Consider the following 26,384-nt stretch of genomic DNA (forward strand, 5'->3'; position numbering starts at 1 on the left):
GCCCGCAGCGGCCCCGCCGGTGTCCCCACCCGCCGGGCGCCGGGCTGCTGCCGCGCCTGCCCCGGCGCCCGCCGCCGCCGGCAGCTTGGACGCCCTCAGCCTGGCGACGAGGATGGCGGCAGAGCAGCTGTCCAGCCCGGGGAAGGTCCTGGCACTCGTCGCGGTGGTGGCGTGTGTTTCCTACTGGGCGGGCCGGTGCTCCGCCTTCCGGCTGGTCCGGGCGATCGGAAGACTGAAGACCGACCGTGCGTGATGTCCTGGCAGCCATGATGCCGGGCTGGCAGAAGGGTGACACCGCCGGCCTGGCCACCGTGGTGAGCACTTTCAAGTCAGCGCCGCGGCTTCCCGGCGCGTCGATGCTCGTGACCGCGGGCGGGGAAGCGGTCGGCTCGGTCTCCGGCGGCTGCGTCGAAGGTGCCGTGTACGAGCTGGCCACCCAGGTCAAAGGGGACGGCGTTCCCGTCCTGGTGCGCTATGGGATCAGCGACGACGAAGCGTTCGCCGTCGGCCTGACCTGCGGCGGAATCATCGACATCTTCGTCGAGCCGGTGTCCCGGCGCAGCTTCCCGGAACTTGACGCAGTCCGGCAGGACATCGCCGGGGAACGGCGCGTCGGGGTGGCCACGGTGATCGAACACCCGGACAGCAGCTGGCTGGGACGGCACCTGGTCGTGCGGCCGGACGGCTTCGAAGGTGACCTCGGTTCCGAGCGGGCCAACCACGCCGTGGGTGACGACACCCAGGGCCTGCTCGCCGCCGGCCGGTCCGGCGTCCTGAGCTATGGCCCCGACGGTGAGCGGCTGGACACCGGCATGCGGGTCTTCTTCGCGAGCTACGCCCCGCCACCGCGGATGCTGGTCTTCGGCGCGATCGACTTCGCCTCGGCGCTGGCGCGGCTGGGCACCTTCCTGGGCTACCGCGTCACGGTGTGCGATGCCCGGTCCGTTTTCGCAACGCCCGCACGCTTTCCCGATGCGGCGGAGGTAGTCAATGCCTGGCCGCACCGCTATTTCGCCGAGCAGCTGGAGATGGGACTCGTGGATGAACGCACCGTGATCTGCGTCCTCACGCACGATCCGAAGTTCGATATCCCGCTCCTGGACGTTGCCCTGCGCGGCCCGCCGCTCGCCTTCATCGGCGCCATGGGATCGCGCCGGACCCACGCGGACCGGATCGCCAGGCTGCGCGACGCCGGCCTGGGCGAGGAGGCGCTGGCGCGGCTGCACAGTCCGGTGGGCCTTGACCTCGGCGCCCGGACTCCGGAGGAGACGGCAGTGTCGATCGCCGCGGAGTTCATCGCCAAGCAGTGGAGCGGCAGCGGGGAGCCACTCCGGCACCTCGACGAGCGGATCCACCACGACGAGCAGCACTGACCGGGCCTCGTGGTCGGAAATGAGGTCCTGCGCTGGGCGCTGACGGCACTGCTGCTGGCGACTCCATGCCGCGATGATGGCCGCGATGGTGCCCATGCTCGTCCCCGGACTGCCGTGGCCCGCACTCCCCCAGATCCTGTTCTTCGGCCTGGCCGCATGGTGGTTCGCCCTGCGTGCCGTCTCCCGTCGCACTGTGCCCGCCGGGGTGTGTGCGCCCGCCGCCGGGCCGGGGCACGGCCACACGGGACGGGCCGGCCGCGGCACGCTGCTCTACAACGCGCTGGCCATGGCCGCCATGGCCTACATGCTGGGCGCCATGGACGCGCACGCCGCCGGCGCCCCGCTGGCGGATCCTGAAGCCGCGGGACTTCCGGGGCGGGCGCCGCACCACGCCGGCCCCGCCGTCGGTCTGCCGCTGCCGGGTTCCCTGGCTGGGTCGGAGCAAGGCTGGGAAAGCCGGCCCGCCGTCGTCCTGGCGCTTGCCTTCGGGGTGGCGGCAGCCGTCTGGGGCCTGCTCCTGCTCCGGCGGCTCCGCACGCCCGGCCGTCCGCGCAGCGGCGACGCGTTCCTGGAGCGCGCGGGAGCGGCGTCGATGGCCGTCATGTTCGCGGCGCTGGCGATCTGACGAAATCTTCCGCAGCTAGGGCGCCCCGGTCAGAAACCCCTGCTCCTTCATCCAATCGAAGGCGACATCCGCAGGCTCCTGGCCGTCGACGTCGACCTTCAAGTTCAGGCCACGCATCGTCGTGTCCGTCAGCAGGGGGGACATCTGCGCAAATATCCCTTCAAGTTCCGGGTGCGCAGCCAGGGTCTTGGAATAGAACACCGGCGCTACGTTGTAGGCGGGGAAGAACTTCTTGTCATCGGTGAGCACTGTCAGGCCCAGCGCGTCGATCCGGCCGTCGGTGGCGAACACCTCGCCGAGGGTACACACACCGTTGTCCGTGGCACTGTAGACGGCCCCGACGTCGTACAGGCCGATGTTACGCTCCGGCACCCCGGAATCGGAGCCCCGGTCCAAGCCGTAATGCTTGAGCATCGGTCCGAAGCCGTCGGGCCGGGAGTTGAACTCCGGCTCGACGCAGAACGTCCGCTGGCCGACCGGCAGCTTGGCGATGTCCGACAATGTGCTCAGGCCGTACTGCGCCGCGGTTTCATTCGTCACGGCGAGCGCATAGGTGTTGTTCAACGGAGCCTTGGCGCCCCAGCTCAGGCCGTTGTCCACGTCCTCGTCATGCACCGCCTGCCACTGGGCGTCCTGCTCCGGGATGCCTGACGGGTGCCCCATGAACGACAGCCAGGCAGTGCCCGTGTACTCCCAGATGATGTCTGCTTTCCCGGCAAGCATGAGGGAGCGCGTGGGCTGGCTGCCCGGAACGTTCGTCAGGTCCGAGACGGTAAACCCGGCGGCCTTGGCGGCGAGCACGGCCATCTTGCCCAGGATCAGGCCCTCGGTGTTGTTCCGTCCGGTAACCGTCAGCTCCGCCCCGGCCGCACCGGCGACGGGCTTGATGGTGCCCGGGCCCGCCTCGGGAACGTAGGATGCGGCCGGTGCCAGCCCGCAGCCGGTCAGGAGCGACAGCGCCGCCACGGCCATGGCCAGTGCACCTGACCGGCGCAGCCGGGCGGTGCCCCGCTTCTTCGTCCGCCGGGCTTCAGTCGGATTCTTCGCTTCAAAAGTCTGCATCTACAGTCCCCTCGGACGGGCTACGTGTTCGAAGACCCGTCCAATCCAGTCAATAAACAGCGCCAACAGGGCAACCAACAAGGATCCGACCACCAGGACCGCAGGCAGATTGAGCTGGACGCCCGTGGTGATCAGAATCCCGAGCCCTCCCCCGTTGATGAAGGTTGCCAGGGCCGCGGTCCCCACGAGCAGCACCAACGCCGTGCGGATCCCGGCGAGCATAATCGGGACCGCCATCGGCAGTTCCACTTTGAACAGGACGGCGGCAGCCGTCATGCCCATTCCGCGGCCTGCCTCCACGAGCCGCGGGTCCACGTGCTGGATGCCCACCATGGTGTTCCGCAGGACCGGCAGGACCCCGTACAGGACGAGTGCAATGACGGCGGCCCAGAACCCGAATCCCAACCAGAACGCTAGGAGCACAACGAGCCCGATGGAGGGAGCAGCCTGGCCGATGTTCGCCAGGACCAGCACCGGCCCGCTCAGGAAGCGCAGGCTCTTGCGGGTCAGCGCAATGCCGAGCGGAACTGCCACGACCAGCACGATCGCGGCCGCCAAGAGCGTCAGCTGGAGATGTTCCAGGGTGTGCGCCCACAGGGCGCCGGGAGACAGGGTCGTCAGTTCCGCAGGCGACAGGTCCGCGAGGAGCAACCATCCAATCAGGCCAAGGAGGACGGCGATGATGCCCAGCAGCTGGTAGCCCAGGGCGTGCCAGGACCGCTGGCCGGTGCCGGCGTCGATGACGGCGTCAGTCCCGACGGCGGAGTCGCCGTCGAGCGCCTCCGTATCCAGCGGTTCGCCTTCCGGCATGGCGGCGTGCTCGCCCGCGCTCGGGGGGCGTTGCCCGGCAGGCCTCATTGTCCGGTCCGTCCGTGGCCGGCGGCCAACGGCTCGGCAGGTTCCGCTGCGGGGATGGTGCCGGTGTTGGTTCCCACCGGTGCATCCAGCGATTCCAGCGCGGCCGACTCGTGGGCTTGGGTGATGGCCGCCATGACGGTCTGGACGTCGATGACGCCCTCGAAGACGTCTCGTCGGCCTGTCACGAGGGCCGCACCGGCGCTGGAAACCAGCATGGTGTCCAGCGCATCGTTGAGCGTCGCCCGGCTGCCCACGACGGGCAGCTTCGGATCGGGGACCGGGCTAATCGTCTGCAAGCGGCTGAGCTGGCGGCGTGACAGCCACTGCAGGGGCCGCTGGCGGGCATCCACGATAACGGCGTGTCCGTGGCCTGCGGTCCTGATGCGTTCCAGCACGTCGGCTGCGGCTTCACCGGGCCGGCCGGTGACAGCTTCGGCGAGCGGCGCGTCGCTGACCCGGGTCAGCGTCAACTGCTTGAGCCCCGCGCCCGAGCCGATGAAGTTCTCGACAAATTCGTTGGCCGGGTCCCCGAGGATCCGTTCAGGGGTGTCGTACTGGACCAGCCGGGCGCCCTCGTCAAAGATTGCGATCCAGTCACCGAGTTTCACTGCCTCGTCGAAGTCATGCGTCACGCAGACGATTGTTTTTTGCAGGTCGGCCTGGATCTGCAGCAATTCGTCCTGCAGCCGCTGCCGGGTGATTGGGTCCACCGCGCCGAACGGTTCGTCCATCAGGAGCACGGGCGGGTCGGCGGCGAGCGCGCGGGCCACGCCGACGCGTTGCTGCTGACCGCCGGACAGCTCTTTGGGGAAGCGGTTCCGGTAGACACCCGGGTCCAGCGACACAAGCTCCAGAAGCTCGTCGACGCGGGCGGCGATGCGTTCCTTGTCCCAGCCCAGCATCTTCGGCACGATGGCGATGTTGGCCGCCACGGTCATATGGGGGAACAGGCCGCCGGCCTGGATGACATAGCCTATTTTGCGCCGGAGCTGGTCACCGTCCTTTTTCGTGACGTCCTCTCCGTTGAGAACGATCCGACCGTCGGTGGGCTCGATGAGCCGGTTGATCATTTTCAGGGTGGTGGTTTTCCCGCAGCCGGACGGGCCCACGAACATGACCATTTTCCCCGCCGGGATCTCCAGGGTCAGGCCGTCCACAGCGGGCTTGGCCTGACCGGGGTAGCGTTTGGTGACCTTGTCCAGCAGGATGCGGGCCCCGGTGATTCCTGCGGCGTGCAGCGGCTGTGCTGGAGTGGATGTTGGGGCAGTTTCAGACACGGATACCTCGCGGAGTTGTCAGCCGGCCGAGGCCGACGAGAAGGAGATCAAGGATGACGGCAAGAATGACGACGCCGACGACGCCGGTCGCAACCGACTCGAACGAATTGGCGCCACCCAGCCGGGAAAGTCCCGAGAAGATGAAGCCGCCCAGGCCGGGACCGAGGGCATACGCGGTGATCGCAGCCACACCCATCACCATCTGGGCGGACACCCGCACGCCGGCGAGGATGACCGGCCACGCCATGGGCAGTTCCACCTGCAGTAGCGTGTGGAAGCGGCTCATGCCTATCCCCCGGGCGGCCTCGACGACGGTCGGGCTGATACCGGACAGACCGACGACGGCGTTGCGGAGGATGGGAAGGGCCGCATAGAACGCCACGACGATCACGGCGGGAACCACACCGAATCCGAAGGGCGCAACGAGCAGCCCGATGAGGGCGAAGGAAGGGATGGTCAATCCGATCGCGGAGACGGAGTTCGCGGCTGAGACCAACTTCTTGTTCCGGTAGACCAGAACGGCCATGCCCACGGCAAGGACCGTAGCCAGGATCAGGCACTGGGCCACGAGACTGAAATGCTGCCAGCCGGCGAACAGGATCTGGTTCAACCGGTCGGAGATGAATTCCACCACAAATAGGCTCTCTTTCATTGGTCGCATATCAATTCCGGGTGGATGGCAAGAGACATACGTTGCGAGGCGGTAGTTTGTGGGCGGAATTCCTCTCGGTCCGCCCTTCGCGGCGCGCAGGCGAATTCGCCATTACCGGGCCGCCATGGTGCCGGCGTTCGGCACGGTTACCATTTCGATTATTGTGAAGACGGTGCACCCGAGGGACGCCTCGGAGTGAAAGCACTTGGGCCCTTTGCGAGGTTGCCGCGGACGAGGGCCATAGCCAACTTTACTTCCTCAAGCCCTCGGCCATCACGGATCAGGCCGAAATGGCAGCATTCGGGCCGTTTCCGTTCGCACAAAAAAGTGTGAGATATGTCCCGTTACGTGCCGGCGGAGAACGAGAAGTTCAGCCCGGGCGCGTGGGAATGGAGGCTGCCGGACGTGCCGGGCGCTAGCCGCCCGGGCCGCCGTCGGGCGTAAGCTCATCCCATGGCGAGATACTTCGATGTTCACCCCGAAAACCCCCAGGCGCGCTCCATCAGCCAGGCCGTGGAAATCGTCCGTTCCGGCGGACTGATCGCCTACCCCACCGACTCCTGCTACGCGCTCGGCGCGCAGCTGGGCAACAAGGAGGCGCTGGACCGGATCAGGACCATCCGCCACCTCGATGCCAAGCACCACTTCACCCTGGTCTGCAAGGACTTCGCCCAGCTGGGCCAGTTCGTGCAGATCGACAACGACGTGTTCCGCAGCATCAAGGCCGTCACTCCCGGGAGCTACACCTTTATCCTGCCTGCCACCAAGGAGGTTCCCAAGCGGCTGCTGCACCCCAAGAAGAAGACGGTCGGTGTGCGCATCCCGGACAACCCGGTGGTCCAGGCGTTGCTGGCCGAACTTGGTGAGCCGCTGCTTTCCAGCACACTGTTGCTGCCGGATGAGGAAGAGCCGCTGACGCAGGGCTGGGAAATCAAGGAACGGCTGGAGCACGTGGTGGACGCCGTGATTGACTCCGGCGACTGCGGCGCGGAGCCGACCACCGTCATCGACTACTCCAGCGGCGTGGCCGAAGTAGTCCGCCGCGGCATGGGCGACCCGTCCCGGTTCGAATAGGCGCTCTGGGCCTACGCGGTCTCCGCCGAGGTGGCGGCGTCTGACGCCCGGTGTCGCAACCAGCGGCGCGACAGGTCCACCGCCGCCACCAGACCCGCGAGGGGCGTGAGCACGGCCGCGGCGTAGACGAATAGCAACCAGCTCAGAGTGGTCAGGAGCGTCTGGTGGTTGCTCAGCAGGGACAGCCCGCCGAAGAGTCCGATGCCCCAGAACAGGCCCACTCCGGTCAGCACAGCCGCCGAGGGAAAGTACTCGTTCGTGACGGTGCTTTTCACGGTGCTCTGCAACAGTCTCAAGGTTTTCATGGACCCTCCTCATACCTGGCGGTGGGCAAGAGTCCGCCGGGGTCATTCCAAGTATGGGGCCGGCCGCGCCCGGATTTTTGACGAATGACCGCCACGTGACGAAGCTAACTCGGCGGCGGGATATGAGGCCCGGGGCCGCGCCGCCGAATCGTCCTAACTCGTCTGACCGGGCGACAGCGGACCAGGGCTCTCTGGCTATGAGGGCTTGGGCCGCGCGCGAACGTGCATCCGCTCGCCCTGCTGTCCAAACAGGCTGATAAATTCGACGGGTCTTCCGTCAGCGCTGGCGAACCAGTGCGGCGTGTGCGTGTCGAATTCCGCGGCTTCGCCGGGGCGAAGTTCAAAGTCCTTGTCGCCCAGCACCAGACGCAGTCGTCCGTTGAGGATGTAAAGCCATTCGTAGCCTTCGTGAACGCGCGGGTCGGGGTCTGCCCCGCGGGCATCCCCGTCGAGCACCATCTTGAAGGCCTGTAAGCCGCCTGGGCGGCGTGTGAGAGGAACGGCCGTCATGCCGCTATGGGTGATGGGCCGGAGGTGAATTCGCGGATCCCCGCTGGCCGGGGCGCCGACCAGATCATCGAGCGGAACACCGTACAACGTCGCGAGGGGCAGCAGAATCTCGAGGTTGGGCCGCCGCTGGCCGGATTCCAGGCGGGACAGGGTGCTAACCGATACCCCGGACGCGGCGGACACATCTCCAAGGGTGAGGTTCCGTTCCGTACGGAGGGCCCGAAGCCGGGGGCCGACCGCCCCGAGAACATCGTCAAGCTCATTTGCCATACGCCCACTTTGCCATAACGGCAATCATGTTTGTCAAACCGCGTTCATGCGATGGAAGCTGGTTTAACCGCCCAAGGACGCTGGCGGCGAACATTCAGGACGCGACGAAGGACAAACTCTGCATGGACACCACACGGTATGACGTTGTAATTGTTGGCGGTGGCGCGGCGGGACTCAGCGCCGCCACGACGCTGGCCCGGGCGCTGCGCTCGGTGCTGGTCATCGACTCCGGGACTCCACGGAACGCACCCGCGGCGGGTGTACACGGTTACCTTTCCAGGGACGGTATGAAGCCCGGGGAACTCCTGTCCATCGGACGCAGCGAAGTGCTCTCCTACGGAGGCACTGTCGTTGACGGCGAAGCCGTTTCGGCCCGGCGAACGCCCGATGGCTTCGAGGTGATCCTCGGAGATGCCCGTCGGTTCAACGGCAGACGCCTCCTCGCCGCCACCGGCCTGACGGACGAGTTGCCTCCCATCGTCGGGCTGCGGGAGCAATGGGGAAAGGGCGTTGTGCACTGCCCCTACTGCCATGGCTGGGAAATCCGCGGGCAACGGATTGGAGTGCTGGGCACAGGCCCGCTGTCCGTCCATCAGGCGCTGTTGTTCAGGCAGTGGTCCCGTAATGTCACCCTTTTCCTCAACGACACCGTGGAACCCACCGACGAGGAATGGGACAAGCTCGCCGCCCGGTCCGTAACGGTCGTCGACGGCGAAGTGGCTTCTGTTGACGCTGTCGGTGGTGTCCTCACGGGGCTCACGCTCCGCCAGGGCTCCTCATTCGATGTGCAGGCCCTGGCCGTTGGAACACGGATGGAGGCCAGATCCGCGCTTCTGGAATCACTCGGGCGAAGTTCTCAGGTGCACCCGTCGGCGGCCGGACGGTTTATCGAGACCGACGCAATGGGTGGTGCGACGGCGTCCCACGGCGTGTATGCGGCGGGCAATGTCTCCAACCTGATGGCTCAAGTGATCACCGCGGCGGCCGAGGGTGTCATGACCGGAGCACGGATCAACGCCGACCTCATCGAAGAGGAAACCCGGTGGGCCGTTGAGGGGCGCTTCGGCCCCTTCTCGGCCGCCTCGGAAGCAGCCGTCTCTAAGATCGTGCTGGGTCACCGACGCCACGGCCTTGATGATGGGCCGAAAGCCGCCGACATAAGCCCTGCGGCCCCAATAGATAGTTGATCATCATGGATCACCAGACCCGCCGGACACGGCACAACGACCACCAGCCCCGCCAGCACTCTGGCAGTCCTGACCAGCACCGCGCCCTCGACCTCGATGCCGAGGTGTTCGGCGACCACCTCGCTGCCGTCCTGGACCTGACCGGGGTGTCTGCCGCCCGCAGCGTCGTTGACCTGGGCGCCGGAACCGGCGCAGGTAGCCGGCTGCTGCGCGAGCGGTACCCCGACGCCGTGGTGACGTGCGTCGACAACGACCCGCAGATGCTCGAGTTGCTTCGCGAGCAAGGCTTCGCCGTGGTCGAGGCCGACCTGGACGACGGCTTCCCCGTGCTCGCCGGCTCCTTGATCCCGGCGGATGTAGTGGCCGAGGCTCCGGTTGACCTGGTGTGGGCATCGTCCTCGCTACACCACGTCGCCCAACCCGCCCGGCTCCTGTCCGGGGTCCGCCGGGCACTGGCGCCAGGTGGGGTCCTGGCCGTCGTCGAGCTCGCCGCTCTGCCCGGCTTTCTCAGTCATCCGCGCGGAGCGCTGTTGGAGCAGCGCTGCCACGCCGCTGCGGCGGACGAAGGTTGGAACCACCACCCGGACTGGACGACGGTCATCGAGGACGCCGGGTTCCGCGTCACCAAGTCCGAGGTGGCGGCCATCGCATCCGTGACCCCGGCTGCGCGGGAGTACGCCCAGCAGTGGTTCGCGCGCTTCTCGCACCTGGCGGCCCTGACCGCGGACGACCGCGACGCCGTGAAGGACCTGTTGGAGCGGTTCTCCGACGCCGACGTTGAGCTGGAACCCCGCGCCACCCGAACCGTCTGGGTGGCCACCCCAGCCCTCTGATCGAGGGCCCACCACGGCCAATTCAGCCTGACCCTAACTGCCGAGTGGTGGCATGATGGGCGCATGAGCCAAGTCACGTGTGATCTGACCATCTCTCTCGACGGATTCGCCGCCGGTCCGAACCAGAGCCTCGCGGAACCCCTGGGCGAGGGCGGAGAGCTCCTGCACAGGTGGCAGTTCGAAGAACCCGAGTCCAATGGAGCCGAGCGCGAAGGCATCCTCGCGGCCGGCGCCTTCATCATGGGACGGAACATGTTCGCAGGTCCCGGGACGTGGGATGAGAAGTGGCGGGGATGGTGGGGTGAGGAGCCGCCCTATCACGCACCCGTGTTCGTTCTCACCCATCAGCAACGCGAGCCTCTGGAGATGCAGGGCGGCACCACGTTCCACTTCGTCACCGAGGGAATCGAATCTGCGCTGGCCCAGGCGCGGACGGCCGCTGGGAGCAAGGACGTGGCCATTGCCGGAGGAGCGCAGACCGTCCGCCAGTACCTTTCGGCGGGGCTCATCGACGAGCTGAGGCTCCACATCGCGCCCATCGTCCTGGGAGCGGGCGAGCGGCTGCTGGACGGCGTCGAGAACTTCAAGCTTGAGCCGACGGAAGTGAGCGGTACCCGGCTCGTCACCCACGTGCGGTATCGGGCAAGCCGCTGAAAGGCCTCAGATACCGCAACCTCGAACCACAATCTCACCGGTCTTTGGCCGACGGGCGGTCTGCAGGCTGGGCATGTTTCTGACGGAACGTTTTGCGTGGCAATGGCCTGGCTCCTGCGGTGCAATCCGTGTTCCTGCCCGGTCAACGCTCGGGGGCGGAACGTCTGGGGCCACATCCACGCAGGAACCCCTGCCTTCGCGGCGCACTGCCCGGAAGCTGCGCCGCCGGCCGGTCCAGCAGGAGTACTTCGTCAGCCTGCCCGCTCACTAAAACTCCCATTCCCGCGGGTTGGGACAGTGCTAGTGCGCAAAGAATGCTCAATGTCAGCCCCCGGAGCTACACTGGATGTATCGAACATATATTCGAATAAAGGTGTGTTGTGGGCGTAATCATCGGACCCCGCGTGATAGACGCGGGCACTTCTCTTCTCTCGGTCCTGATCTCGCCGGTGCCTGTCGCCGCTGGCTATCCCTCCCCGGCCCAGGACTACTTCGACGGCCGCATCGACCTCAACGAGCACCTCATCAAGGACATCACCAGCACGTACCTAGTGAGGGTGTCCGGCGACTCCATGGAGGGCGCGGGGATCAGCGACGGCGACGAACTGATTGTCAACCGGGCCCTTGAGCCCCGCGACGGTTGCGTCGTCGTCGCAGTCCTCGACGGCGAACTTACGGTCAAGAGGCTGCGCCTGACAGCTTCGGGCGTGGTGCTGCAGGCGGACAACCCTCGCTATCCGGATATCCGGGTCCGGGGCCTGTCTGATCTGGTCATCTGGGGTGTCGCAACCCGCTGCCTGCATCATGTCTAGCGCTGTCTCCGGCCGGGGCAGCATCGCCCTGGTGGACGTGAACTGCTTCTATGCCAGCGCCGAACGCGCCTTCGACCCGTCCCTGGAGGGCCGTCCGCTCGTGGTGCTGTCCAATAATGACGGCTGCGCGGTCACCCGCTCCGCCGAGGCCAAGGCCCTCGGGATCCCCCTCGGCGAGCCCTGGTTCAAGCTCGCACCCCGGGCCAAGGAATGGGGGCTGGTCGCACTGTCCAGCAACTACGAGCTGTACGGGGACATCAGCGCCCGGGTGATGGAGCTCCTCGGCCGCTACTCGGCCTGGCTGGAGGTCTACAGCATCGACGAGGCATTCCTGGGCGTCAGCGGCACCCCGGAGGAGCTGCACCGGCTGGGCCACACCATGAAGACGGCGGTGCGCCGGAACGTCGGTGTTCCCGTCTCCGTTGGCATCGCCGGCACCAAGACCCTGGCCAAGCTGGCCAACAAGTGGGCCAAACACAACCCGGCGTTCGACGGCGTCTGCCACTGGGAGGCCGTGCCCGCCGCCCAGCAGGAGAAGCTCATGGCCCGCCTGTCCGTGATCGAACTCTGGGGAGTCGCGGGGCGGCTGACCAGACGGCTCAATGCCCTGGGCATCCATTCCGTGCTGGACCTCGCGCGGGCGGACCCGGTAACCGTCCGGGACCGCTTCTCCGTGGTGCTGATGCGGACCGTCCTGGAACTCCAGGGAATTGCCTGCATCCCCCTGGAGGAGGAACGGGTCGGCCGCGACCAGCTGATCTTCAGCCGTTCCTTCGCCGCCCCGATCACCACCGGAGCCGGGCTGCGCCAGGTCCTCGGCGTTTATGCCCAGCAGGCAAGTGCCCGGCTGGCCAGGCACGGACTGCAGGCAAAGGTGCTGACCGCGTTCGCTGCCACGTCCTACTACAGCCAGTACGCCAGCTCTTACCCTTCGGTGTGCGTTCCGTTGGCGATGCCCACGGCTGACCCGGTCCTGCTGGCGAGGGCGGCGTACGCGCTGCTCCCCAGGATCGACGACGGCCGCCGGTACGTCCGCGCGGGGATCATGGTCACCGATCTGCGCCCCACCGGAAACCAGGCACCACTGGCGCTCTTCGAGAACCCGCACGAGGAACGCGGCATCGGCTCCCTGCTGGAGGAGGTCAGCCGAAGGTATGGGCGCGGCTCCATCGGGCTCGGCCACGCCGGAATCCGGGGCGGTCCCGACTGGACCATGAGACGTGACATGCTGTCCCCCCGGTACACGACCCACTGGGCCGAACTCCCGGTCGTCAAAGCCGGATGACTGCCCGGCCTGCCGTCTGCCGCAAGGTACAGGCGGGGGTCAGCCGGTCGTAGCCAGCGCCTGCTGCAGAAAGGAGTCGAGAACCCGGCCGGCGTTCTCCTGCATGCGGCGGGCTTCCTCGGCGGCAAGCTGCGTGCACTTGGGTCCGTGCAGCCGTTCGCCCAGGTAGAGCAGGGCCGCCAGGACCTCCGAGAGCTCGGTGTTTCCTTCCGCGCGCTGCCGCAACAATCTCAAGTGGGCCGCCTGCAGGGCCGGCCCCGGGGCGCAGCCCAGGTCCCGGTCGAACAGTCGGCGGCACCGTTCATAGGCGGAAAGGCCCTCCACCGGCAGTCCCGCCTGCTCGTATCCCGCAACAAGGATTGTCCACGCACGTTCGTTGAGAGGTTCGGACCGGACCGCGGTCTGTGCCAGCGAAACGGCGAGCTCTGGTTTGTCGAGAAATGCCGCGGTCTCTGCCGCGAGAATCAGGGCGTCGACTTTTTCGGCTGCGTGGCGTGTCCGTGCCTCCTCCGCCCAGTCGGCGACGAGTTCAAAGCCCAGCAGCGGCTCTGCGGCCAGCTCCAGGGCCCGCATCGAGAGCACATGCGCCTCAGCCGGCTCCGATTGCCGGGCCGCGCGGACGAGGCCGTGGAACTCCGACAGGTCGAGTTCCACCAGCTGAGGATCGAGGACGTAGCCGCCGTTCGCGGTGCGCAGCGGACCCGATTTGGTGTTGCCCGGCTGGATCGCCCGTCGAATGCCGCTGACGTAGCTCTCCAGGGTGGCGACCGCGCCGTCGCTGGCTTGGGGTCCCCACAGAAGCTCCACGAGGCGCGTCTTGGAAACGGGTGTCCCCAGATTCAGCAAAAGGATCTCCAAAATATGCCGCGGCTTGCAACCTCCCATATCCGCAGCTCTGAGTACTGCGCTACTTCGCCGGACCTCGAATGTTCCGAATAGTCGAACTGAAATTGCCGACGTGGAACCGCCCCCGTTATCCACCATGATCTCCGATTTCCCCAAGCCATCATTTTTTTCGTAGTTCGGAGAGCCAGAAGGAATTAGTAAAACAATGTGCTGAGACTCACTTCCTTCGGCCTTCTAGGAAAACCGTGACACGCAAAATGGGGCGCAACAAGGAATGCAGCTACCCGTTCCTTTACCGCGCGGAAAGTCGGGTACACCCGGCAGACCAGCCAAGTATCCGCTGGAAGTAATGTGAGTACCGGGGCTCTCGGGCAAGTATCTTCACTCACAGCGGTCGCCAACTCGGGTAGGCGGCGTTATTGCTCCCTTGTGAACAATGGTCAGGGCCATTTCTGCGTGCCGCAGGTGGTGGCATGGAGCTGTTACTTTTCGGTCATTTCCTCGGGAGTGGCGAGTACCCGCATTTCCGTTCCGTCACGCAGCACCGCCAGCTCGAGTGGTACGCCAATCGCTTCGGCAAACAGCAGCTTTTGCAGACTTTCCGCATTGGAAACGGCTTTTTCGCCGACATTGAGGAGTACATCGCCCGCCCGGAGACCCGATCGCTCGGCCGGTGAACCGGGCAGGACCTCAACCACCAGCAGCCCTTCGCGGTGCCCGGTCCGGACCACTGCACTGGGCTGCAGCTGGACGGGGGTGTTGACGAGGCCGAGATAAGCCCGGCGGACACGGCCGTCCTTCAACAGCGCGGCAATGATCCGCCGCGAGGTGGCGTTGACCGGAACCGCCAGACCCAGCCCGGCGCCGGCCACCGCGGTGTTGATGCCGACGATTCTGCCCCGCGAGTCGGCGAGTGCCCCGCCGGAGCTTCCCGGGTTGAGGGCAGCGTCGGTCTGGATGACGTCCTCGATCATGCGCCTGTTGCGACCGGACCAGACGGGGATGGAACGGCCCAGCCCGCTGACCACACCGGCGGTCACCGAGCCCGAGAGTCCCAGGGGGTTCCCGACGGCGATGACCAACTGCCCGACCTTGAGCGATTCCGCATCGCCAAGCTCCGCCGGGGCCGCCGTCGGGGCCTTGCCGTGAACAACAGCCAGGTCCGAGAGGGGATCCGAGCCGACCACCTCTACCGCGGTGCTGGTCCCGTCGGAGTACACCGCCTTGCCGCGCTGGGCACCACTCACCACGTGGGCGTTAGTGAGGAGGTACCCGTCCGATGTGAACACGACGGCGGAGCCGGCGCCCATGCGGAACTGGCCATGCCGGCCGGCGCTGCCCACCTCGAGCGCGGCCACGTGGGGCGTCACAGCAGCGGCCACGCGAATGACCGTGGCGGAGTAGGAATCGAGCGGGTCCTCGGACGCCTCGGGAGCGGGGACCCGATTGATGGCAGTGGCCACAGCGCACCTCCTGAACTGGTACCTATTCAAGTCAACCACCGGCCCGTCAGGGGTAGTCCGGCGCTCCCTACGCCCTCAGAGAAATACGCCGAATGTCATGCCAGGCGGGCGGCAGTTCATCCTGCGGGCAATCCGCCGCTAGGCTCAGAGGATCAGCCTTTCAGCCACAGGAGAACCTACGTGAACCCAGCGTCCGCTTCACCCGATCCGCTGCCTGCGCTGGGCCTAAGCTGGGGCATCAAGCGCAGCTTCATCGACTACATCAACAGCCTCCCGGACGGGTCCGTTTCAGCGACCGAGGGAGCGGCAGTGACCGGATCGTCGCTGTTCTGCTTCCGCCCCGAATCGTCCGACTACGATGTGGCCCGCGGCACCGGTGTGCTGCGCTTCCGGGGTGACGTCCGGCTCGCCGGCCACCACGGCATGCTGCTGGTTAGGATTCTGGACCCGTGGATCACTTTCACAGGCGACAGCGGAGTGCTCTCCATCAGCACCGGCGACGGCGGCGGCCAGGACCGCACCATTGTTGCATTCCTCAGCCCGACGAAGCCCCGGCACGCGGACGGCTCCCTGGTCTGGGAGCACGTCGATGTCGTCATCTCCCCGGAAGGGTCAGACCTCTTCGACGGCCAGTATGCCGCCGGGCAGCCGATGGATCCGCTCTTCATCCGGGTCACCAGCTAGCACCGCCCTGGTGGACATCAGCCCCGGGGCTCCTAAACGTCGCCGTGGGCTTGTCTCACCGGGGCAGCGGAACCGAACAACCACCCGGAGACGTCGCTGCGCAGGACAAAGTGGGGTCCGCCCGTGGCACTGACACTGCCGGTGGGAACGTAGTACCCGCGGCCCGCGCCCGGACCGCCCGCCGCACGGTCCAGGGCATCGGTGAGCTGCCTCGGCAGATGCCCAGCCGGGCCAAGGGCCCGGAGGCCGTCAAATTCCTCTGGCGTGAGCCTTCCAAGTACTGCGGCGATATCGGCCATCACGGATCCCTTCTGGCGGACGGTGCTTGAAGAATCAGCCTAGGACCGCGGCATGAACGGCACGTGAAATCCGGACGAAGATCATCGAACACCTGCGCGGCCCCGACCGCAGCCACGCGCCGGTGGCGTGGGTGCCGGTGTTGTGAGTGTCACTGCACACAGTCCCTGTACACCCAGCCAATTAACGGATAGATGCTGTACCGTTCAATCCCGGGAAACCCAGAACAACGGAATCGAGAATTAACCAGGTGGCAACCGACTATGACGAAGTCCGATCCGACGTTGCGGAATCACGCAACGCCTCGCTGGAGGCACTTCGCTCCGCGAATGCTCCGGACGCCCGCAGCGTAACCCGCGAGCTCGACGAGGCTGACACCTCTGAAGGCGTGGAACTGCCGGGCGCCGACCTGTCCGGCGAGGAATTGACGGTCACCGTCGTTCCGCAGAAGGAAGACGAGTTCACGTGCTACTCCTGCTTCCTCGTCCGGCACCGCTCGCAACTCGCCCGCGAGAAGGCAGGGCATTCGTACTGCGCTGACTGCATGAGCTAAGAGAGCCCGCTTCACCTTTCCGCCACAACGCCGCCGCGGATGGCCAGTCTGCTTTGACAGCTCCGGCACCGGCACCGGCACGTCCGGGCCCGGAGCCGTTGGCGTCGGCACCGGAACCCCCGCCCGCCCCGGGCCCGCGGGGGCGATCGAGGCCCTCCTCGCCTCGGGGGCCCGGCTCCAGACACCGGCTGAGGGGCAGCCGGGGAGGGCGGCGTCAGACTCCTGAGGCGGCCCGCCGTCCGGCTTTGAGCAGGCGCAGCCCGCTGGCCAGGACGCCGACGTGGCTGAAGGCTTGCGGGAAATTCCCTAGGAATTCGCCCGTTTCCGGATGGATTTGTTCCGGCAGCAATCCCAACGGGTTCGCGCGGCCGCACAGCGTCTCGTACAACGCGTAAGCCTCGTCGAGCCGGCCCTGGCCGGCGAGGTTGTCGACGAGCCAGAAGCTGCACAGCAGGAACGCGCCCTCGCCTCCCGGCAGTCCGTCCGGGGACACCTCGGGGAGGTAGCGGTAGAGCAGTCCGTTGCCGGCGTCCAGGCCCTTGGCTATGGCCTTGGTGGTGGCGACCATCCGCGGGTCGTCGAAGGCTATGACGTTGCGGACGGGCAGCGTCAAAAGTGCCGCATCCAGTCCGCCGGTGCCTCCGAGGTGCTCGGTAAACGTCTGCAGTTCCGGGTTCCACGACTGTGTCAGCGCGGCCTCGCGGATCTCCTTGGCCGCGGCTTCCCACCTCCCCTCCGGGTAGGGCAGCCCGTGCTTGCGGGCAATCTGGATGGCCCGGTCCACGGCCACGAAGCAGAGCGCCGCAGAATAGGTGAACGGGCGGCCCGTGGACCGGATCTCCCAGGGTCCGCTGTCCGGGGTCCGCCACCTGGTGATCGCCAGTTCAACGATGGGGACCAGCGCGGCCCAGAGCCGTGCGTCCACGCGCGCGCCGCTGCTTGACCACTGGTAGGCGATATCGATGATCTCCCCGTAGACGTCGTGCTGCTGCTGGTGGCTGGCGCCATTCCCCCACCGGACCGGGGCAGAGCCGCGGTAGCCGCGCAGCAACGGGTCCTGGACCTCCTCCGGCGGCTGCGAGCCATCCAGGGCGTACATCACGTGGGGTGCGCCGTCCCTCTCAACATTCGTCAGCACCCAGGCGAGGAAGACCTCCGCGTCGCTGCGGTCGCCGATGCGCCGGAACACGTAATTCGAGAAGGACGCGTCGCGCACCCAGGTGTAGCGGTAATCCCAGTTGCGCGGTGCGCCGGGCCATTCGGGCAGGGACGACGTCGCGGCCGCCATGATGGCGCCCGTCTCTGCGTGGTCCAGCAACTTAAGGGTCAGCGCCGAGCGCTTCATCAGGTCCGCCTGGGAACCCTGGCAGTCCAGCGCGGAGGCCCACCGCCGCCAGGCGGCCACCGTCTGGTCGATGAGCTTCCTCGGGTCCGGATGCTGCCGGAGCCGGAACCGCCCTGACCAGTGCAGGGTAGCCGTGAGGGTCTCCCCGGCCCGGAGCGTCAGCTCCGTGGACAGACCCCGCCCGTCCGGAACCAGCTCCACGGACGACCACAGATACACCTCCGACACCCGGCCGCTGTGCCAGTCGAAGCGCCAGCCGCCGGCGAGCTCGTCGAAGGTGGCGCCGGTCTTGGGCACCAGCCGGATACGCAGGCGCACGTCGCCTCCCACCGCCTGGACGTGCCGGAGCAGTTCGCTGCGGCCAGCGGGCACGGGTTCGACCAGATCGGCGCCGGAGCGAAGGGTCAGGCAGTCCGTGATCTGGAGCGTGCCGCGGTCTGAGGCCAAGGTTGTGACCAGGACGCAGGAATCCTCCATATACCGCTGGGCCGCTGAGTGGATGGAGACCGGGGCGATTTCGAAAAAGCCGCCGTTCTCCAGGTCAAGGATTCCCGCGAGGAACGGCGGGCTGTCGAACTCCGGGATGCAGAGCCAGGAGACGGCGCCGTCCCGGCCGACGAGGGCGCACGTGGACCCGTCGCCGATGAGACCATGATCCTCAATGGGCAGGTACCCGTCAAGGCGAACCACCGCGCGCATGTGCGCCGCAGGGAACACGGTTGCGGACTCCTTCACTCTCCTGAATGCCTTGCCGTATTTATTCTCCTCCTGACCGGCCGCGTAGACCACAACTTCGACGGCGGGACGCCGCCGGGGCTGTTGACACCCGGCACAAGGCCGATGTTGTGCGGTGCTGGCCGGGAACCTGGGCCGCGGCTTACCTTCGAGAGCGCTGCGCCAACGCCGTATCGAGAACCGCGAGCAGCGCCGGGGTGGGCAGCTGCACGCTGGCCGCGTAGCGGGTGTTTTTGCGGAGGTACTTTCTGATGAACGGGCACACCGGGACGATCTTCAAACCGGCGGCGGCGGTTTCGTCGAGCGCGTGTGCCGCGAGCTGGCCGGCGAGCCCCTGGCCGCCGTACTCCTCGTCGATGACCGTGTGGTAGAAAATCCGGTGGCCGTCGCCGTCGTCGACGTAGGCTGCCTGGCCGATGACCGTGCCGCCGTCGAGCACCTCATAGCGCGGCCGGTCCGGGTTGTTGCGGATGGTGATGGCGGTCTGCATCGCTCTCGTTTCAGAATGGGATTTGCGCTTGGGCTGGGCCGGCCGCCCAGTGGACAGTCTCAGCGACCGCCCTCAGTCGCGGGGTCGGAGCCGGACGTTGGGGAGTGCAGGCGCCGGCAGCGGCGCGGGTTCACCCGCGGGGAAAGTGCCGAAGCGGAGGCCCGCGGTTTCCGTCCCGGCGGCAACGGGTGCGTCCTCGGCGCCGATTTCCGTCTGCCACTGCGCCCGGTAAGTGACGATTTCATCATGGCTGCGTCCCACAAAGTTCCACCACATCACGATCTGCTCGCCCAGGGGTTCGCCGCCGATCAGGAGTACGCGCAGCGGTTCGTCGCCGGCCGCCATGGTCAGGGAGGTGCGCCCGGCCGGCAGGTAGGCGAGGTGGTCCTTGGCGACCGGGTGGCCATCCACTATGAGGGATCCGGAGTCAACCAGCAGCCCGTGTTCAAAGGACGCCTCGGTATCCAGGCTCAGGGTGGCCCCGGCATCCAGCAGGATTTCAGCGCCGAGCAGCGGTGTGTGGGTGGTGACCGGCGAGGTGGATCCGGCCATGGATCCCAGGAAGACCCGCATGACCCAGCCGGGTCCGGACAGCGGATCGGGTCGGTAGTTCTCAAAGGTGGGCTCCATCTGGCGGGCACTGTCCGGAAGTGCCACCCACAGCTGTGCACCGTGCAGCACGCGGGTCCCGGGGGTGGAAAATTCCGAGTGGCTGATGCCCCGCCCGGCGGTCATCAGGTTGACCTCGCCGGGCCGCACCGCGGCGTGGAAACCGGCCGAGTCGCGGTGTTCAATCTCGCCGGTGAACAGCCAGCTGACCGTCTGCAGGCCCGTGTGCGGATGGCGCGGCACGTGCATGCCCCCCGATTCGCCGACCCGGTCCGGGCCGTAGTGGTCAAGGAAGCACCAGGCGCCGATGAGGCTCCGCTGGCGCTGCGGCAGCGTCCGTCTGACGTCCATGGCCCGCGGCCCGCCCAGCGGGACCTGCCGCGGCACCAGAACTTCCACGCCCACGCAGCTGTCGTCCGTTTCGCACAGGATCTCCTGGGGTGCCACCTCGGTGTTGCTCATACTGACAGCCTAGCCATCGCACGGCGGTCTCCGCAGCCTGCGCAGGCGTCATGATGGAGTTATGACGATCCCCGAGTTGCCCGTCACGATCAGCGTGGGCGAGTCCGCCGTGTCAGGTCTCTACGCCCGTCCGGAGACGCCAGCGGCGACCCTGGTGGTCGCGCATGGGGCGGGGGCCGGCATGGACCACCCGTTCCTGACCGGATTCACCCGCGCCCTGAACGGGCTGGGTGTCGCCACACTCCGATTTAACTTCCCCTACCGGGAAGCCGGGCGGAAATTCCCCGACAAGCCTCCGGCAGCGATTGCGGCCTGGCGCGCGGCCATGGCTGACGCGGCTGCCCGGTCGGCGGGCGAACCCCTCTGGGCCGGAGGCAAGTCCTTTGGCGGACGGATGGCCTCGATGGCGGTGGCCGAGGGGATGTCTGCGGCCGGACTCATCTACCTTGGCTATCCGCTCCATCCCCCGGGCAAGCCGGAGAAGCTCCGCGACGAGCACCTCTACGGGCTGACCCTGCCGACGCTCTTCCTGCAGGGCACGCGCGACCCGTTTGCCACGCCGGAACTGCTGGCGACCGTGGCGGCCCGCATCGGTCCGACAGCAACCGTGGAGTGGCTCGACGGCGGCGGCCACACCTTCGAGGTCAAAGGGACCAGGCGCAGCACGGAGGACGTCGGCGCATCACTGGCGGGATCCGCCGCAGCCTTCATCGCCTCGCACCGCCCCGGCTGAGGCAGAGGCATCCGCGGCGTCAGATCCAGCCGGTCCTGCGCAGCGGCGGTTCGTCGCCGCCGGGCCGCTGCACCAGGATCTGGTTGACGCCGGTCATTCCGGACTCGAAGCCCAGGGCACTGGCGGCCATGTAGAGCCGCCAGACCCGGGCCCGACCTTCGCCGGCCAGCCCCACCGCCTCGCTCCAGTGCTCCTCGAGGTTCCGCACCCAGGCCCGGAGGGTCAGGGCATAGTGCCGGCGCAGGGCCTCGACGTCGAGGACTTCCAGTCCGCCGGATTCGAGCGCTCGCACCATCTCCGCCAGGGCCAGCATCTCGCCGTCCGGGAACACATAGCGCGGGATGAAGGAATCCGGATCCGGGGCGGTGGGCCCGGCGTTCCAGGAAATGGCGTGGTTGAGCAGCCGGCCGCCGGGCCGGAGCAGCCCGTGCAGCCTGGCGACGTACCCGGGCATTTGCTCGCGGCCCACGTGTTCGGACATGCCGATAGAGCTGATCGCGTCAAACGGCCCGTCGGCGACGTCGCGGTAATCCTGGACGCGGATGGACACCCGATCTGTCAGGCCGGCGTCCGCCACGCGCTTGCCCGCCATGGCCGCCTGTTCCCCCGACAGCGTCACACCTACGACGTCGACTCCGTAGTGCTGCGCCGCGTGGAGAGCGAGGCTCCCCCAGCCGCAGCCGACATCCAGCACCTTCATGCCGGGTTGCAGCCCCAGCTTGCGGCAGACCAGATCGAGTTTGGCGTCCTGCGCGGCTTCCAGCCCGGTGCCCTCGTCCTGCCAGACCGCGCAGGAGTAGACCATCGACGGGCCGAGTACAAGGGCGTAGAAATCGTTGCCGACGTCGTAGTGGTGCGAGATGGCCGCAGCGTCACGTTTCCGCGTGTGGCGCCGGCCGGCCCGGACGATCCTGGCTTCCTCTGGCGGTGGCGCCGGGTTCGGCCCCAGGGCGCCGAGCAGGGCCGCGTTCTTCAGGATGGCCGCCAGTTCGCGGACAGTGGGACGCCGGAACGGCCCGGGCTCGGTGAACTTGCCGGCGGAGCTCAGGGCCGCGAAGCTCGCGAAAACGTCTCCCGGGGCATCGATGTCCCCGGCAACGTAGGCGCGGCTGAGGCCAAGCTGCCCGGGCGACCACAGCATCCGCCGGAGGGCGCGCCGCGAGCGGAACTCGATGACCGGCGCGCCGGCTGGGCCGGCCTCCGAACCGTCCCAGGCCTTTAGCCGCACGGGGATGGCCGTTGTGCCCAGTACGACGGAGAGCACTTCCGCCAGCCGTGGTGCCACCCCAGTCTTTTTCGTCATGATCATGGCCTTTCTTCCGGTGCCTTAGTCCACTCCAATCTATTTCGGCGGTCCGCAGCCGAACAGGGGCCGGATGGCCCTGCCGCTTTGCGGTTCCGGGGCCAACGCCTCTGGCGCTCCCCAGCGCAGGGCGCCTATGGTCGTGGCATGACTGAAGCACTCTCGTCTCTCGCGGAGACGTTCAAAAACGTGGGTGTGTCCAGGGCCTATGGACCGGCGGTGACGGTGGACGGTGAAGAACTGATCCCGGTGGCCCTGGTGTCCTTCGGCTTCGGCGGCGGCGACTCCGGGCCTGGCCCCGCCGGCGCAGCTGCCGGCCGGGCCGCCGAAGGGCAGGCTGCCGGAGGCGGCGGAGGCGGCTTTGTGCTCCCGCTGGGCGTTTACTGCCGGGGACGGGACGGACAGGTGTCGTTCCGTCCCAACAGCATCGCCGTCCTTGCCGGGCTGGTTCCGCTCGTGTGTGCCGTTGGGTTCGCGGTCCGCGGGGTGCTGCGCACCCTCCGCCGCCGCTGACTCATTGCGGAGCCCGTGCATTCCTGTGCACGGTGAATTTAGCGTGCCAGGGAGTTCTTCTGCCGCCGCGACAGGCTGTTGACTGTTCCGCAATTCGAGCACGTAATGCGGTAGGACCGCGACGTGGTGAACACCGGGATGAAGAAGAGCGTGAACCTCGTGGAGCGCTCTTCCAGGCCGTGGTGAACGAACCGCCCGCAGCGCTGGCAACTGGCCGGGCGGCCGGGCAGGGGGTGCTGCACGGTCTTGAGTCCGAACAGAATGAACACCGTGTCCTCAGTCCTTCTTGCTCAGCGGGTCGGCGAGGCGGGCCGAGAGCCCGGACAAAAGGATGGTTATCCCCTCATCCAGTTCCGCGGCTCCGTCATAGTCGGCGAGCTGGGGAGCCAGGGCGCGCAGCCGAGGAAACTCCTTCGGCGGAAGGCGGTGCAGGCCAAGACGCAGCAACGCCTCATTCTCGTCGGGGTCCACGATGAACTCCTGGAGTTCGTTGAGGATGTGGCCGTACAGAAAACCGTAGTAGGCCCGGTAGACGTGCAGGGCATTGGTAGCGGTAAAGCCGGCGTCGATCAGCAGACCCAGAATTTGCTCAAGCGGCCGGAGGGTGCCCAGCGGACGGAGACCCAGCGGGGTCGAGAGCGGGCGGGTCACCAGCAACGGCACCACATTGGGATGGCGGAGCGCGAGCAGCCGGAGGTCGTGGGCGATGCGCCGCAGCTGTCCCTGCCAGTCCGGATCGTCATCGAAAATGGCCAGCTCGTCCAGGACGAGCTCGGTGACGCCGTCCAGGAGCGCGGCCCGGTTGGCGGCGTAACGGTACAGCCCCATCGGATCCCGGTGCAGGGCCTGCCCCAGCCGGCGCATGGTCAACGCATCCAGCCCCTCGTCGTCGACAAGTTTCAGCGCGGCGGCCAGAACGACCTCGCGGCTGAGGCGGTTTTTCCGGGCGCCACTGCCGGCTTCGCTACCTGCGGTTTGCTGCGGGATTGTCATGGTGAATGCCACTTCCTCAAGCTTTGGGACAGGCACCGCGACCGCGGCACCACTTGCCTGACACGTAGTCTACGCCTAATATCTACAATGTAGACATACGGGATGACACCCGGTCCCGGCTTTCGGGCCAACCCCTTCGGCGCTTCGTGCACGGCGCCAAAGGTCTCGCTGCTGTAGCCTCACGGCGGCATTCACTGCACAGTACGGAAGAGAGCCGACCATGGCCGCTTCACTGACTTCCTCTGCCCACATCGACCGCTTCCTCTCCGAGGCCACCACCGAAGGCGCCGACGACGGCAACTCGCTGAGGAAGGACCAGCTTTACGGTCTCTACATCAGCTGGTGCCTGTTGCACAACGCCGCACCGGACCCGGTCTCGGGCTTTTGGACCGCCCTGAAGGCCCACCGCATCAAGCCCGGCCGCAGCCGGCTCCGGATGGCGGGACCGGCAGCCACCGATTACATCCTGGCCTCGTATCCGGCACTGAACTGAGCGGAGCCAGGGCCGCATGCATCCTTCAACGCGTTTGCGCGGCGCGCCTGCCCGGATCAGGGCACGGCGCACGGCACGGCGCACGGCACTGCGTGGCAGACTGTTGGCGTGAACAACGCAATGGACGTGCCCGTGGAGACGATGCAGGACGCTGACGTGCCGCAGTGGTGGGGGCGGCTCGGGCTTCCGGGCCTGATCGATATTCATACGCACTTCCTTCCGGAGCGGATGCTGCGTCGGGTGTGGGCGCACTTCGACGAGGCCGGCCCCCTCATCGGCCGGCCCTGGCCCATTACCTACCGCACGGACGAGGCGAGCAGGCTGGCCCGGCTCCGGCAGCTGGGGCTGCGCCATTTCACCGCACTGACCTATGCGCACCGCCCGGGGATGGCGGCTGACCTCACCGACTTTGCCCTCGAGCTGGCCGCGGCAGAGCCCGACTGCGTCCCGAGCGCCACATTCTTCCCCGAGGACGGTGTCCGGGATCAGGTGCGGTCGGCCCTGGACCGCGGCGCCCGGGTCTTCAAGATCCACGCGCAAGTGGGCGGATTCGATTTGCGCGAGCCGGTCCTCGACCCGGTCTGGGGGCTGCTCGCCGAGACCGGCGTTCCGGTCGTTGTGCATGTCGGCAGCGGCCCGGTTCCCCGCCCCGGCTTCACTGGCCCGGACAAGCTGGAGGGTGTCATGCGCCGCCATCCCCAGCTGACCGCCGTCGTCGCCCATCTGGGGGCCCCTGAGTATGGCGAGTTCCTGGACCTGGCCGAGATGTATCCCCGCATTCATTTGGACACCACCATGGTCTTCACGGACTTTTTCGAGGCCGCCGCGCCCTTCCCGCGCGAGCTCCTGCCGCGGCTGGCCGCGATACCGGAGCGGATTGTGCTCGGCAGCGACTTCCCGAACATTCCGTACGCCTATGCCCACCAGCTGGAGGCACTGGAACGCCTCCGCGACAAGGAACCCCGGCTCGACGACGACTGGTTGCGAACCGTCTGCTGGTTCAACGGCCAGCGCCTGCTCGGCGTCTGACCCCGACCTATTCCTTGTTCCTGGCCCGGCTGGGCTGCACCCGCATCGGCTCGCCCGGCATTTTCGGGAAGTCCGGCGGGAAAGGCAGTTCCCCCAGGCCGTCCGAGGCGTCGCGCTCCCACCATTCCAGCAGGACGCCGATGGTTCCCTGCTTCGCGTGCATCTCCGCCCACGGGTCTCCGGTGGCCTTGAGCCGTTGCGGCACCGTGGTGATGGTGAAGTCCTTGGCGGACACGTGCTCCAGCTCGTCCCAGCCGATCGGACAGGAAACCGTGGCACCGGGCAGGGCGCGTGGACTGTAGGCCCCGGCCATGGTGCGGTCGCGGTTCGCCTGGTTGAAGTCGACGAAGATCCTGGTGCCCCGTTCTTCCTTCCACCAGGCCGTAGTGACTTTGTCCGGCATCCGCCGCTCCAGTTCGCGGGCGGCGGCGATCACGGCGTGCCGCACCTCGAGGAACTCATGGCTGGGTTCGATCGGGGCGAACACATGCAGCCCCCGGTTGCCGGAGGTCTTGATGAAGGACTCCAGCCCGGCCTCGGACAGGACGGAGCGCAGTTCCTGCGCGGCAGGCACGGCGTCCTCGAATCCGGTGCCCGGCTGCGGGTCGAGGTCGATCCGGAGCTGGTCCGGGTTGTCCGGGTTGCCGGCCCGCGAGGCCCAAGGGTGGAACACGACCGTGTTCATCTGCACCGCCCAGACCGCCGCGGCAACCTCGTCGATCACGAGCTGCGGATGCGAGCGTCCGCTGGGATAGACCACCATCACCGAGCGCACGAAGTCCGGGGCGCCCCGCGGCGGGTTCTTCGAGAAGAACTGCTCGCCGTCGATCGAGTCGCCGAACCGCTGGAGCGTCACGGGCCGGTTGCCGTTCGCCGTCAGGAAGGCGTCCCCGACGTCGGCAATGTACCGGGCGAGGTCCAGTTTCGTGAGCCCAAGCTGCGGCCAGAGGACCCTGCTGGGGCTGGAGATCCGCAAGTTCCGCTGTCCGCTGGGGCTGTCAACCGTGATAGTGGCTTCGTCCTTGGCCATGGGGACAACGTACTACCAGAGCCGGGACA

Annotated in this window: 30 protein-coding genes and 1 pseudogene; 15 read left to right on the plus strand and 16 right to left on the minus strand. The window is 67.3% G+C overall.

The genetic code is table 11. The features are described 5' to 3' along the window. The 3 genes and pseudogenes from ACZYZ5_RS10240 to ACZYZ5_RS10250 form a co-directional block, all read left to right on the plus strand. Positions 1 to 253: pseudogene (locus tag ACZYZ5_RS10240) on the plus strand (hypothetical protein); the annotation flags it as partial. After that, the gene (locus ACZYZ5_RS10245; protein ID WP_463901498.1) at positions 246 to 1,373 is read left to right on the plus strand and encodes an XdhC family protein; all 1,128 of its coding nucleotides are present in this window, start codon (positions 246 to 248) and stop codon (positions 1,371 to 1,373) included. The pseudogene ACZYZ5_RS10240 and the gene ACZYZ5_RS10245, both read left to right, overlap by 8 nt. A gap of 73 nt (positions 1,374 to 1,446) precedes the next feature. Beyond that, positions 1,447 to 1,998: a DUF5134 domain-containing protein gene (locus tag ACZYZ5_RS10250; RefSeq protein ID WP_463901499.1), complete on the plus strand. Its 552-nt coding sequence runs from the start codon at positions 1,447 to 1,449 to the stop codon at positions 1,996 to 1,998. A 15-nt stretch (positions 1,999 to 2,013) separates the two neighbouring features. Here the strand turns inward: ACZYZ5_RS10250 and ACZYZ5_RS10255 are convergent, their stop codons facing one another. Genes ACZYZ5_RS10255 through ACZYZ5_RS10270 form a run of 4 tightly spaced genes read right to left on the minus strand, consistent with a single transcriptional unit; the run spans position 2,014 to position 5,847 of the window. Further along, the gene (locus ACZYZ5_RS10255; RefSeq protein WP_463901500.1) at positions 2,014 to 3,060 is read right to left on the minus strand and encodes a glycine betaine ABC transporter substrate-binding protein; all 1,047 of its coding nucleotides are present in this window, start codon (positions 3,058 to 3,060) and stop codon (positions 2,014 to 2,016) included. Next, positions 3,061 to 3,870: an ABC transporter permease gene (locus tag ACZYZ5_RS10260; protein WP_463901502.1), complete on the minus strand. Its 810-nt coding sequence runs from the start codon at positions 3,868 to 3,870 to the stop codon at positions 3,061 to 3,063. Positions 3,871 to 3,914: 44 nt separating this feature from the next. Continuing rightward, positions 3,915 to 5,195 (minus strand): ATP-binding cassette domain-containing protein, encoded by a 1,281-nt coding sequence (locus tag ACZYZ5_RS10265; RefSeq protein ID WP_463901503.1) that lies wholly within the window; start codon positions 5,193 to 5,195, stop codon positions 3,915 to 3,917. Further along, the gene (locus ACZYZ5_RS10270; protein ID WP_463901505.1) at positions 5,188 to 5,847 is read right to left on the minus strand and encodes an ABC transporter permease; all 660 of its coding nucleotides are present in this window, start codon (positions 5,845 to 5,847) and stop codon (positions 5,188 to 5,190) included. Before ACZYZ5_RS10270 ends, ACZYZ5_RS10265 begins: the two co-directional genes overlap by 8 nt. A 453-nt stretch (positions 5,848 to 6,300) precedes the next feature. On the opposite strand from ACZYZ5_RS10270, the gene ACZYZ5_RS10275 reads away from it, so the two are divergent. Further along, positions 6,301 to 6,921, plus strand: coding sequence for an L-threonylcarbamoyladenylate synthase (locus ACZYZ5_RS10275; protein WP_463901507.1), 621 nt, complete (start codon positions 6,301 to 6,303; stop codon positions 6,919 to 6,921). A gap of 11 nt (positions 6,922 to 6,932) precedes the next feature. Here the strand turns inward: ACZYZ5_RS10275 and ACZYZ5_RS10280 are convergent, their stop codons facing one another. Beyond that, positions 6,933 to 7,226, minus strand: coding sequence for a hypothetical protein (locus tag ACZYZ5_RS10280; protein ID WP_463901509.1), 294 nt, complete (start codon positions 7,224 to 7,226; stop codon positions 6,933 to 6,935). 195 nt (positions 7,227 to 7,421) lie between these two features. Next, the gene (locus ACZYZ5_RS10285; protein ID WP_463901511.1) at positions 7,422 to 8,006 is read right to left on the minus strand and encodes a helix-turn-helix domain-containing protein; all 585 of its coding nucleotides are present in this window, start codon (positions 8,004 to 8,006) and stop codon (positions 7,422 to 7,424) included. Positions 8,007 to 8,128: 122 nt separating this feature from the next. Between ACZYZ5_RS10285 and ACZYZ5_RS10290 the strand changes: the two genes are divergently transcribed. From ACZYZ5_RS10290 to ACZYZ5_RS10310, 5 genes are all read left to right on the plus strand, one after another. Beyond that, a complete protein-coding gene (locus ACZYZ5_RS10290; protein ID WP_463901513.1) occupies positions 8,129 to 9,193 on the plus strand; it encodes an NAD(P)/FAD-dependent oxidoreductase in 1,065 nt (354 codons plus the stop codon). Between the two features lie 5 nt (positions 9,194 to 9,198). Continuing rightward, the gene (locus tag ACZYZ5_RS10295) at positions 9,199 to 10,026 is read left to right on the plus strand and encodes a class I SAM-dependent methyltransferase (RefSeq protein ID WP_463901515.1); all 828 of its coding nucleotides are present in this window, start codon (positions 9,199 to 9,201) and stop codon (positions 10,024 to 10,026) included. Between the two features lie 63 nt (positions 10,027 to 10,089). After that, positions 10,090 to 10,680: a dihydrofolate reductase family protein gene (locus tag ACZYZ5_RS10300; protein WP_463901517.1), complete on the plus strand. Its 591-nt coding sequence runs from the start codon at positions 10,090 to 10,092 to the stop codon at positions 10,678 to 10,680. Positions 10,681 to 11,060: 380 nt separating this feature from the next. Next, positions 11,061 to 11,492, plus strand: coding sequence for a LexA family protein (locus ACZYZ5_RS10305; RefSeq protein WP_463901519.1), 432 nt, complete (start codon positions 11,061 to 11,063; stop codon positions 11,490 to 11,492). Further along, a complete protein-coding gene (locus tag ACZYZ5_RS10310) occupies positions 11,485 to 12,777 on the plus strand; it encodes a Y-family DNA polymerase (RefSeq protein ID WP_463901520.1) in 1,293 nt (430 codons plus the stop codon). Before ACZYZ5_RS10305 ends, ACZYZ5_RS10310 begins: the two co-directional genes overlap by 8 nt. Before the next feature lie 39 nt (positions 12,778 to 12,816). Here the strand turns inward: ACZYZ5_RS10310 and ACZYZ5_RS10315 are convergent, their stop codons facing one another. Further along, entirely contained in the window at positions 12,817 to 13,761 is a 945-nt protein-coding gene (locus ACZYZ5_RS10315) for an AfsR/SARP family transcriptional regulator (protein WP_463901805.1), read from the minus strand. Positions 13,762 to 14,105: 344 nt separating this feature from the next. After that, positions 14,106 to 15,086, minus strand: coding sequence for a S1C family serine protease (locus tag ACZYZ5_RS10320; RefSeq protein WP_463901522.1), 981 nt, complete (start codon positions 15,084 to 15,086; stop codon positions 14,106 to 14,108). A gap of 180 nt (positions 15,087 to 15,266) precedes the next feature. On the opposite strand from ACZYZ5_RS10320, the gene ACZYZ5_RS10325 reads away from it, so the two are divergent. Further along, the gene (locus tag ACZYZ5_RS10325) at positions 15,267 to 15,770 is read left to right on the plus strand and encodes an HtaA domain-containing protein (protein WP_463901524.1); all 504 of its coding nucleotides are present in this window, start codon (positions 15,267 to 15,269) and stop codon (positions 15,768 to 15,770) included. A 32-nt stretch (positions 15,771 to 15,802) separates the two neighbouring features. Here ACZYZ5_RS10325 and ACZYZ5_RS10330 read toward each other — a convergent pair whose 3' ends face one another. Next, positions 15,803 to 16,069, minus strand: coding sequence for a hypothetical protein (locus tag ACZYZ5_RS10330; protein WP_463901525.1), 267 nt, complete (start codon positions 16,067 to 16,069; stop codon positions 15,803 to 15,805). A 248-nt stretch (positions 16,070 to 16,317) separates the two neighbouring features. Here ACZYZ5_RS10330 and ACZYZ5_RS10335 point away from each other — a divergent pair, with 248 nt between their 5' ends. After that, on the plus strand, positions 16,318 to 16,620 hold the full coding sequence (locus ACZYZ5_RS10335; RefSeq protein ID WP_463901527.1) for a DUF4193 domain-containing protein: 303 nt from the start codon (positions 16,318 to 16,320) through the stop codon (positions 16,618 to 16,620). 214 nt (positions 16,621 to 16,834) lie between these two features. On the opposite strand, the gene ACZYZ5_RS10340 is transcribed toward ACZYZ5_RS10335, so the two are convergent. The 3 genes from ACZYZ5_RS10340 to ACZYZ5_RS10350 all read right to left on the minus strand — a co-directional run bounded on the left by ACZYZ5_RS10340 (position 16,835) and on the right by ACZYZ5_RS10350 (position 20,261). Further along, positions 16,835 to 18,700, minus strand: a complete 1,866-nt coding sequence (locus ACZYZ5_RS10340; protein WP_463901529.1) for a glycoside hydrolase family 15 protein — start codon at positions 18,698 to 18,700, stop codon at positions 16,835 to 16,837. A gap of 142 nt (positions 18,701 to 18,842) precedes the next feature. Beyond that, positions 18,843 to 19,190 (minus strand): GNAT family N-acetyltransferase, encoded by a 348-nt coding sequence (locus ACZYZ5_RS10345; protein ID WP_463901531.1) that lies wholly within the window; start codon positions 19,188 to 19,190, stop codon positions 18,843 to 18,845. Between the two features lie 72 nt (positions 19,191 to 19,262). Then, positions 19,263 to 20,261 carry a pirin family protein gene (locus ACZYZ5_RS10350; protein ID WP_463901532.1) on the minus strand — a complete coding sequence of 333 codons (999 nt, stop codon included), beginning with the start codon at positions 20,259 to 20,261 and terminating at the stop codon, positions 19,263 to 19,265. A gap of 61 nt (positions 20,262 to 20,322) precedes the next feature. Between ACZYZ5_RS10350 and ACZYZ5_RS10355 the strand changes: the two genes are divergently transcribed. Further along, positions 20,323 to 20,994 carry an alpha/beta hydrolase family protein gene (locus tag ACZYZ5_RS10355; RefSeq protein WP_463901534.1) on the plus strand — a complete coding sequence of 224 codons (672 nt, stop codon included), beginning with the start codon at positions 20,323 to 20,325 and terminating at the stop codon, positions 20,992 to 20,994. Between the two features lie 19 nt (positions 20,995 to 21,013). Here the strand turns inward: ACZYZ5_RS10355 and ACZYZ5_RS10360 are convergent, their stop codons facing one another. After that, positions 21,014 to 22,297, minus strand: coding sequence for a class I SAM-dependent methyltransferase (locus ACZYZ5_RS10360; protein WP_463901536.1), 1,284 nt, complete (start codon positions 22,295 to 22,297; stop codon positions 21,014 to 21,016). Between the two features lie 147 nt (positions 22,298 to 22,444). On the opposite strand from ACZYZ5_RS10360, the gene ACZYZ5_RS10365 reads away from it, so the two are divergent. Further along, positions 22,445 to 22,810: a hypothetical protein gene (locus tag ACZYZ5_RS10365; RefSeq protein ID WP_463901537.1), complete on the plus strand. Its 366-nt coding sequence runs from the start codon at positions 22,445 to 22,447 to the stop codon at positions 22,808 to 22,810. A gap of 38 nt (positions 22,811 to 22,848) precedes the next feature. Here ACZYZ5_RS10365 and ACZYZ5_RS10370 read toward each other — a convergent pair whose 3' ends face one another. Both ACZYZ5_RS10370 and ACZYZ5_RS10375 read right to left on the minus strand, forming a co-directional pair. Then, positions 22,849 to 23,079: a zinc-ribbon domain-containing protein gene (locus tag ACZYZ5_RS10370; protein WP_463901539.1), complete on the minus strand. Its 231-nt coding sequence runs from the start codon at positions 23,077 to 23,079 to the stop codon at positions 22,849 to 22,851. 7 nt (positions 23,080 to 23,086) lie between these two features. After that, positions 23,087 to 23,803, minus strand: coding sequence for a TetR/AcrR family transcriptional regulator C-terminal domain-containing protein (locus ACZYZ5_RS10375; protein WP_463901541.1), 717 nt, complete (start codon positions 23,801 to 23,803; stop codon positions 23,087 to 23,089). Between the two features lie 220 nt (positions 23,804 to 24,023). Between ACZYZ5_RS10375 and ACZYZ5_RS10380 the strand changes: the two genes are divergently transcribed. Continuing rightward, positions 24,024 to 24,296, plus strand: a complete 273-nt coding sequence (locus tag ACZYZ5_RS10380) for a hypothetical protein (RefSeq protein WP_463901543.1) — start codon at positions 24,024 to 24,026, stop codon at positions 24,294 to 24,296. A gap of 108 nt (positions 24,297 to 24,404) precedes the next feature. Continuing rightward, positions 24,405 to 25,325 carry an amidohydrolase family protein gene (locus ACZYZ5_RS10385; protein WP_463901545.1) on the plus strand — a complete coding sequence of 307 codons (921 nt, stop codon included), beginning with the start codon at positions 24,405 to 24,407 and terminating at the stop codon, positions 25,323 to 25,325. A 7-nt stretch (positions 25,326 to 25,332) separates the two neighbouring features. Here the strand turns inward: ACZYZ5_RS10385 and ligD are convergent, their stop codons facing one another. Then, positions 25,333 to 26,355 (minus strand): non-homologous end-joining DNA ligase, encoded by a 1,023-nt coding sequence (gene ligD / locus ACZYZ5_RS10390; RefSeq protein WP_463901547.1) that lies wholly within the window; start codon positions 26,353 to 26,355, stop codon positions 25,333 to 25,335. Positions 26,356 to 26,384: the final 29 nt, after the last annotated feature.

It is taken from the genome of Pseudarthrobacter ribosi (assembly GCF_055412865.1).

Excerpts from the sequence above, each read along its gene's own strand:
- ACZYZ5_RS10360 (WP_463901536.1), bottom strand. The coding sequence starts at position 22,297 with ATGACGAAAAAGACTGGGGTGGCACCACGGCTGGCGGAAGTGCTCTCC.
- ACZYZ5_RS10380 (WP_463901543.1), top strand. The coding sequence starts at position 24,024 with ATGGCCGCTTCACTGACTTCCTCTGCCCACATCGACCGCTTCCTCTCC.
- ACZYZ5_RS10250 (WP_463901499.1), top strand. The coding sequence starts at position 1,447 with ATGATGGCCGCGATGGTGCCCATGCTCGTCCCCGGACTGCCGTGGCCC.
- ACZYZ5_RS10255 (WP_463901500.1), bottom strand. The coding sequence starts at position 3,060 with ATGCAGACTTTTGAAGCGAAGAATCCGACTGAAGCCCGGCGGACGAAG.
- ACZYZ5_RS10260 (WP_463901502.1), bottom strand. The coding sequence starts at position 3,870 with ATGCCGGAAGGCGAACCGCTGGATACGGAGGCGCTCGACGGCGACTCC.
- ACZYZ5_RS10315 (WP_463901805.1), bottom strand. The coding sequence starts at position 13,761 with ATGGTGGATAACGGGGGCGGTTCCACGTCGGCAATTTCAGTTCGACTA.
- ACZYZ5_RS10350 (WP_463901532.1), bottom strand. The coding sequence starts at position 20,261 with ATGAGCAACACCGAGGTGGCACCCCAGGAGATCCTGTGCGAAACGGAC.
- ACZYZ5_RS10285 (WP_463901511.1), bottom strand. The coding sequence starts at position 8,006 with ATGGCAAATGAGCTTGACGATGTTCTCGGGGCGGTCGGCCCCCGGCTT.
- ACZYZ5_RS10275 (WP_463901507.1), top strand. The coding sequence starts at position 6,301 with ATGGCGAGATACTTCGATGTTCACCCCGAAAACCCCCAGGCGCGCTCC.
- ACZYZ5_RS10280 (WP_463901509.1), bottom strand. The coding sequence starts at position 7,226 with ATGAAAACCTTGAGACTGTTGCAGAGCACCGTGAAAAGCACCGTCACG.
- ACZYZ5_RS10330 (WP_463901525.1), bottom strand. The coding sequence starts at position 16,069 with ATGGCCGATATCGCCGCAGTACTTGGAAGGCTCACGCCAGAGGAATTT.
- ACZYZ5_RS10365 (WP_463901537.1), top strand. The coding sequence starts at position 22,445 with ATGACTGAAGCACTCTCGTCTCTCGCGGAGACGTTCAAAAACGTGGGT.
- ACZYZ5_RS10300 (WP_463901517.1), top strand. The coding sequence starts at position 10,090 with ATGAGCCAAGTCACGTGTGATCTGACCATCTCTCTCGACGGATTCGCC.
- ACZYZ5_RS10290 (WP_463901513.1), top strand. The coding sequence starts at position 8,129 with ATGGACACCACACGGTATGACGTTGTAATTGTTGGCGGTGGCGCGGCG.
- ACZYZ5_RS10295 (WP_463901515.1), top strand. The coding sequence starts at position 9,199 with ATGGATCACCAGACCCGCCGGACACGGCACAACGACCACCAGCCCCGC.
- ACZYZ5_RS10355 (WP_463901534.1), top strand. The coding sequence starts at position 20,323 with ATGACGATCCCCGAGTTGCCCGTCACGATCAGCGTGGGCGAGTCCGCC.
- ACZYZ5_RS10345 (WP_463901531.1), bottom strand. The coding sequence starts at position 19,190 with ATGCAGACCGCCATCACCATCCGCAACAACCCGGACCGGCCGCGCTAT.
- ligD (WP_463901547.1), bottom strand. The coding sequence starts at position 26,355 with ATGGCCAAGGACGAAGCCACTATCACGGTTGACAGCCCCAGCGGACAG.
- ACZYZ5_RS10310 (WP_463901520.1), top strand. The coding sequence starts at position 11,485 with ATGTCTAGCGCTGTCTCCGGCCGGGGCAGCATCGCCCTGGTGGACGTG.
- ACZYZ5_RS10270 (WP_463901505.1), bottom strand. The coding sequence starts at position 5,847 with ATGAAAGAGAGCCTATTTGTGGTGGAATTCATCTCCGACCGGTTGAAC.
- ACZYZ5_RS10375 (WP_463901541.1), bottom strand. The coding sequence starts at position 23,803 with ATGACAATCCCGCAGCAAACCGCAGGTAGCGAAGCCGGCAGTGGCGCC.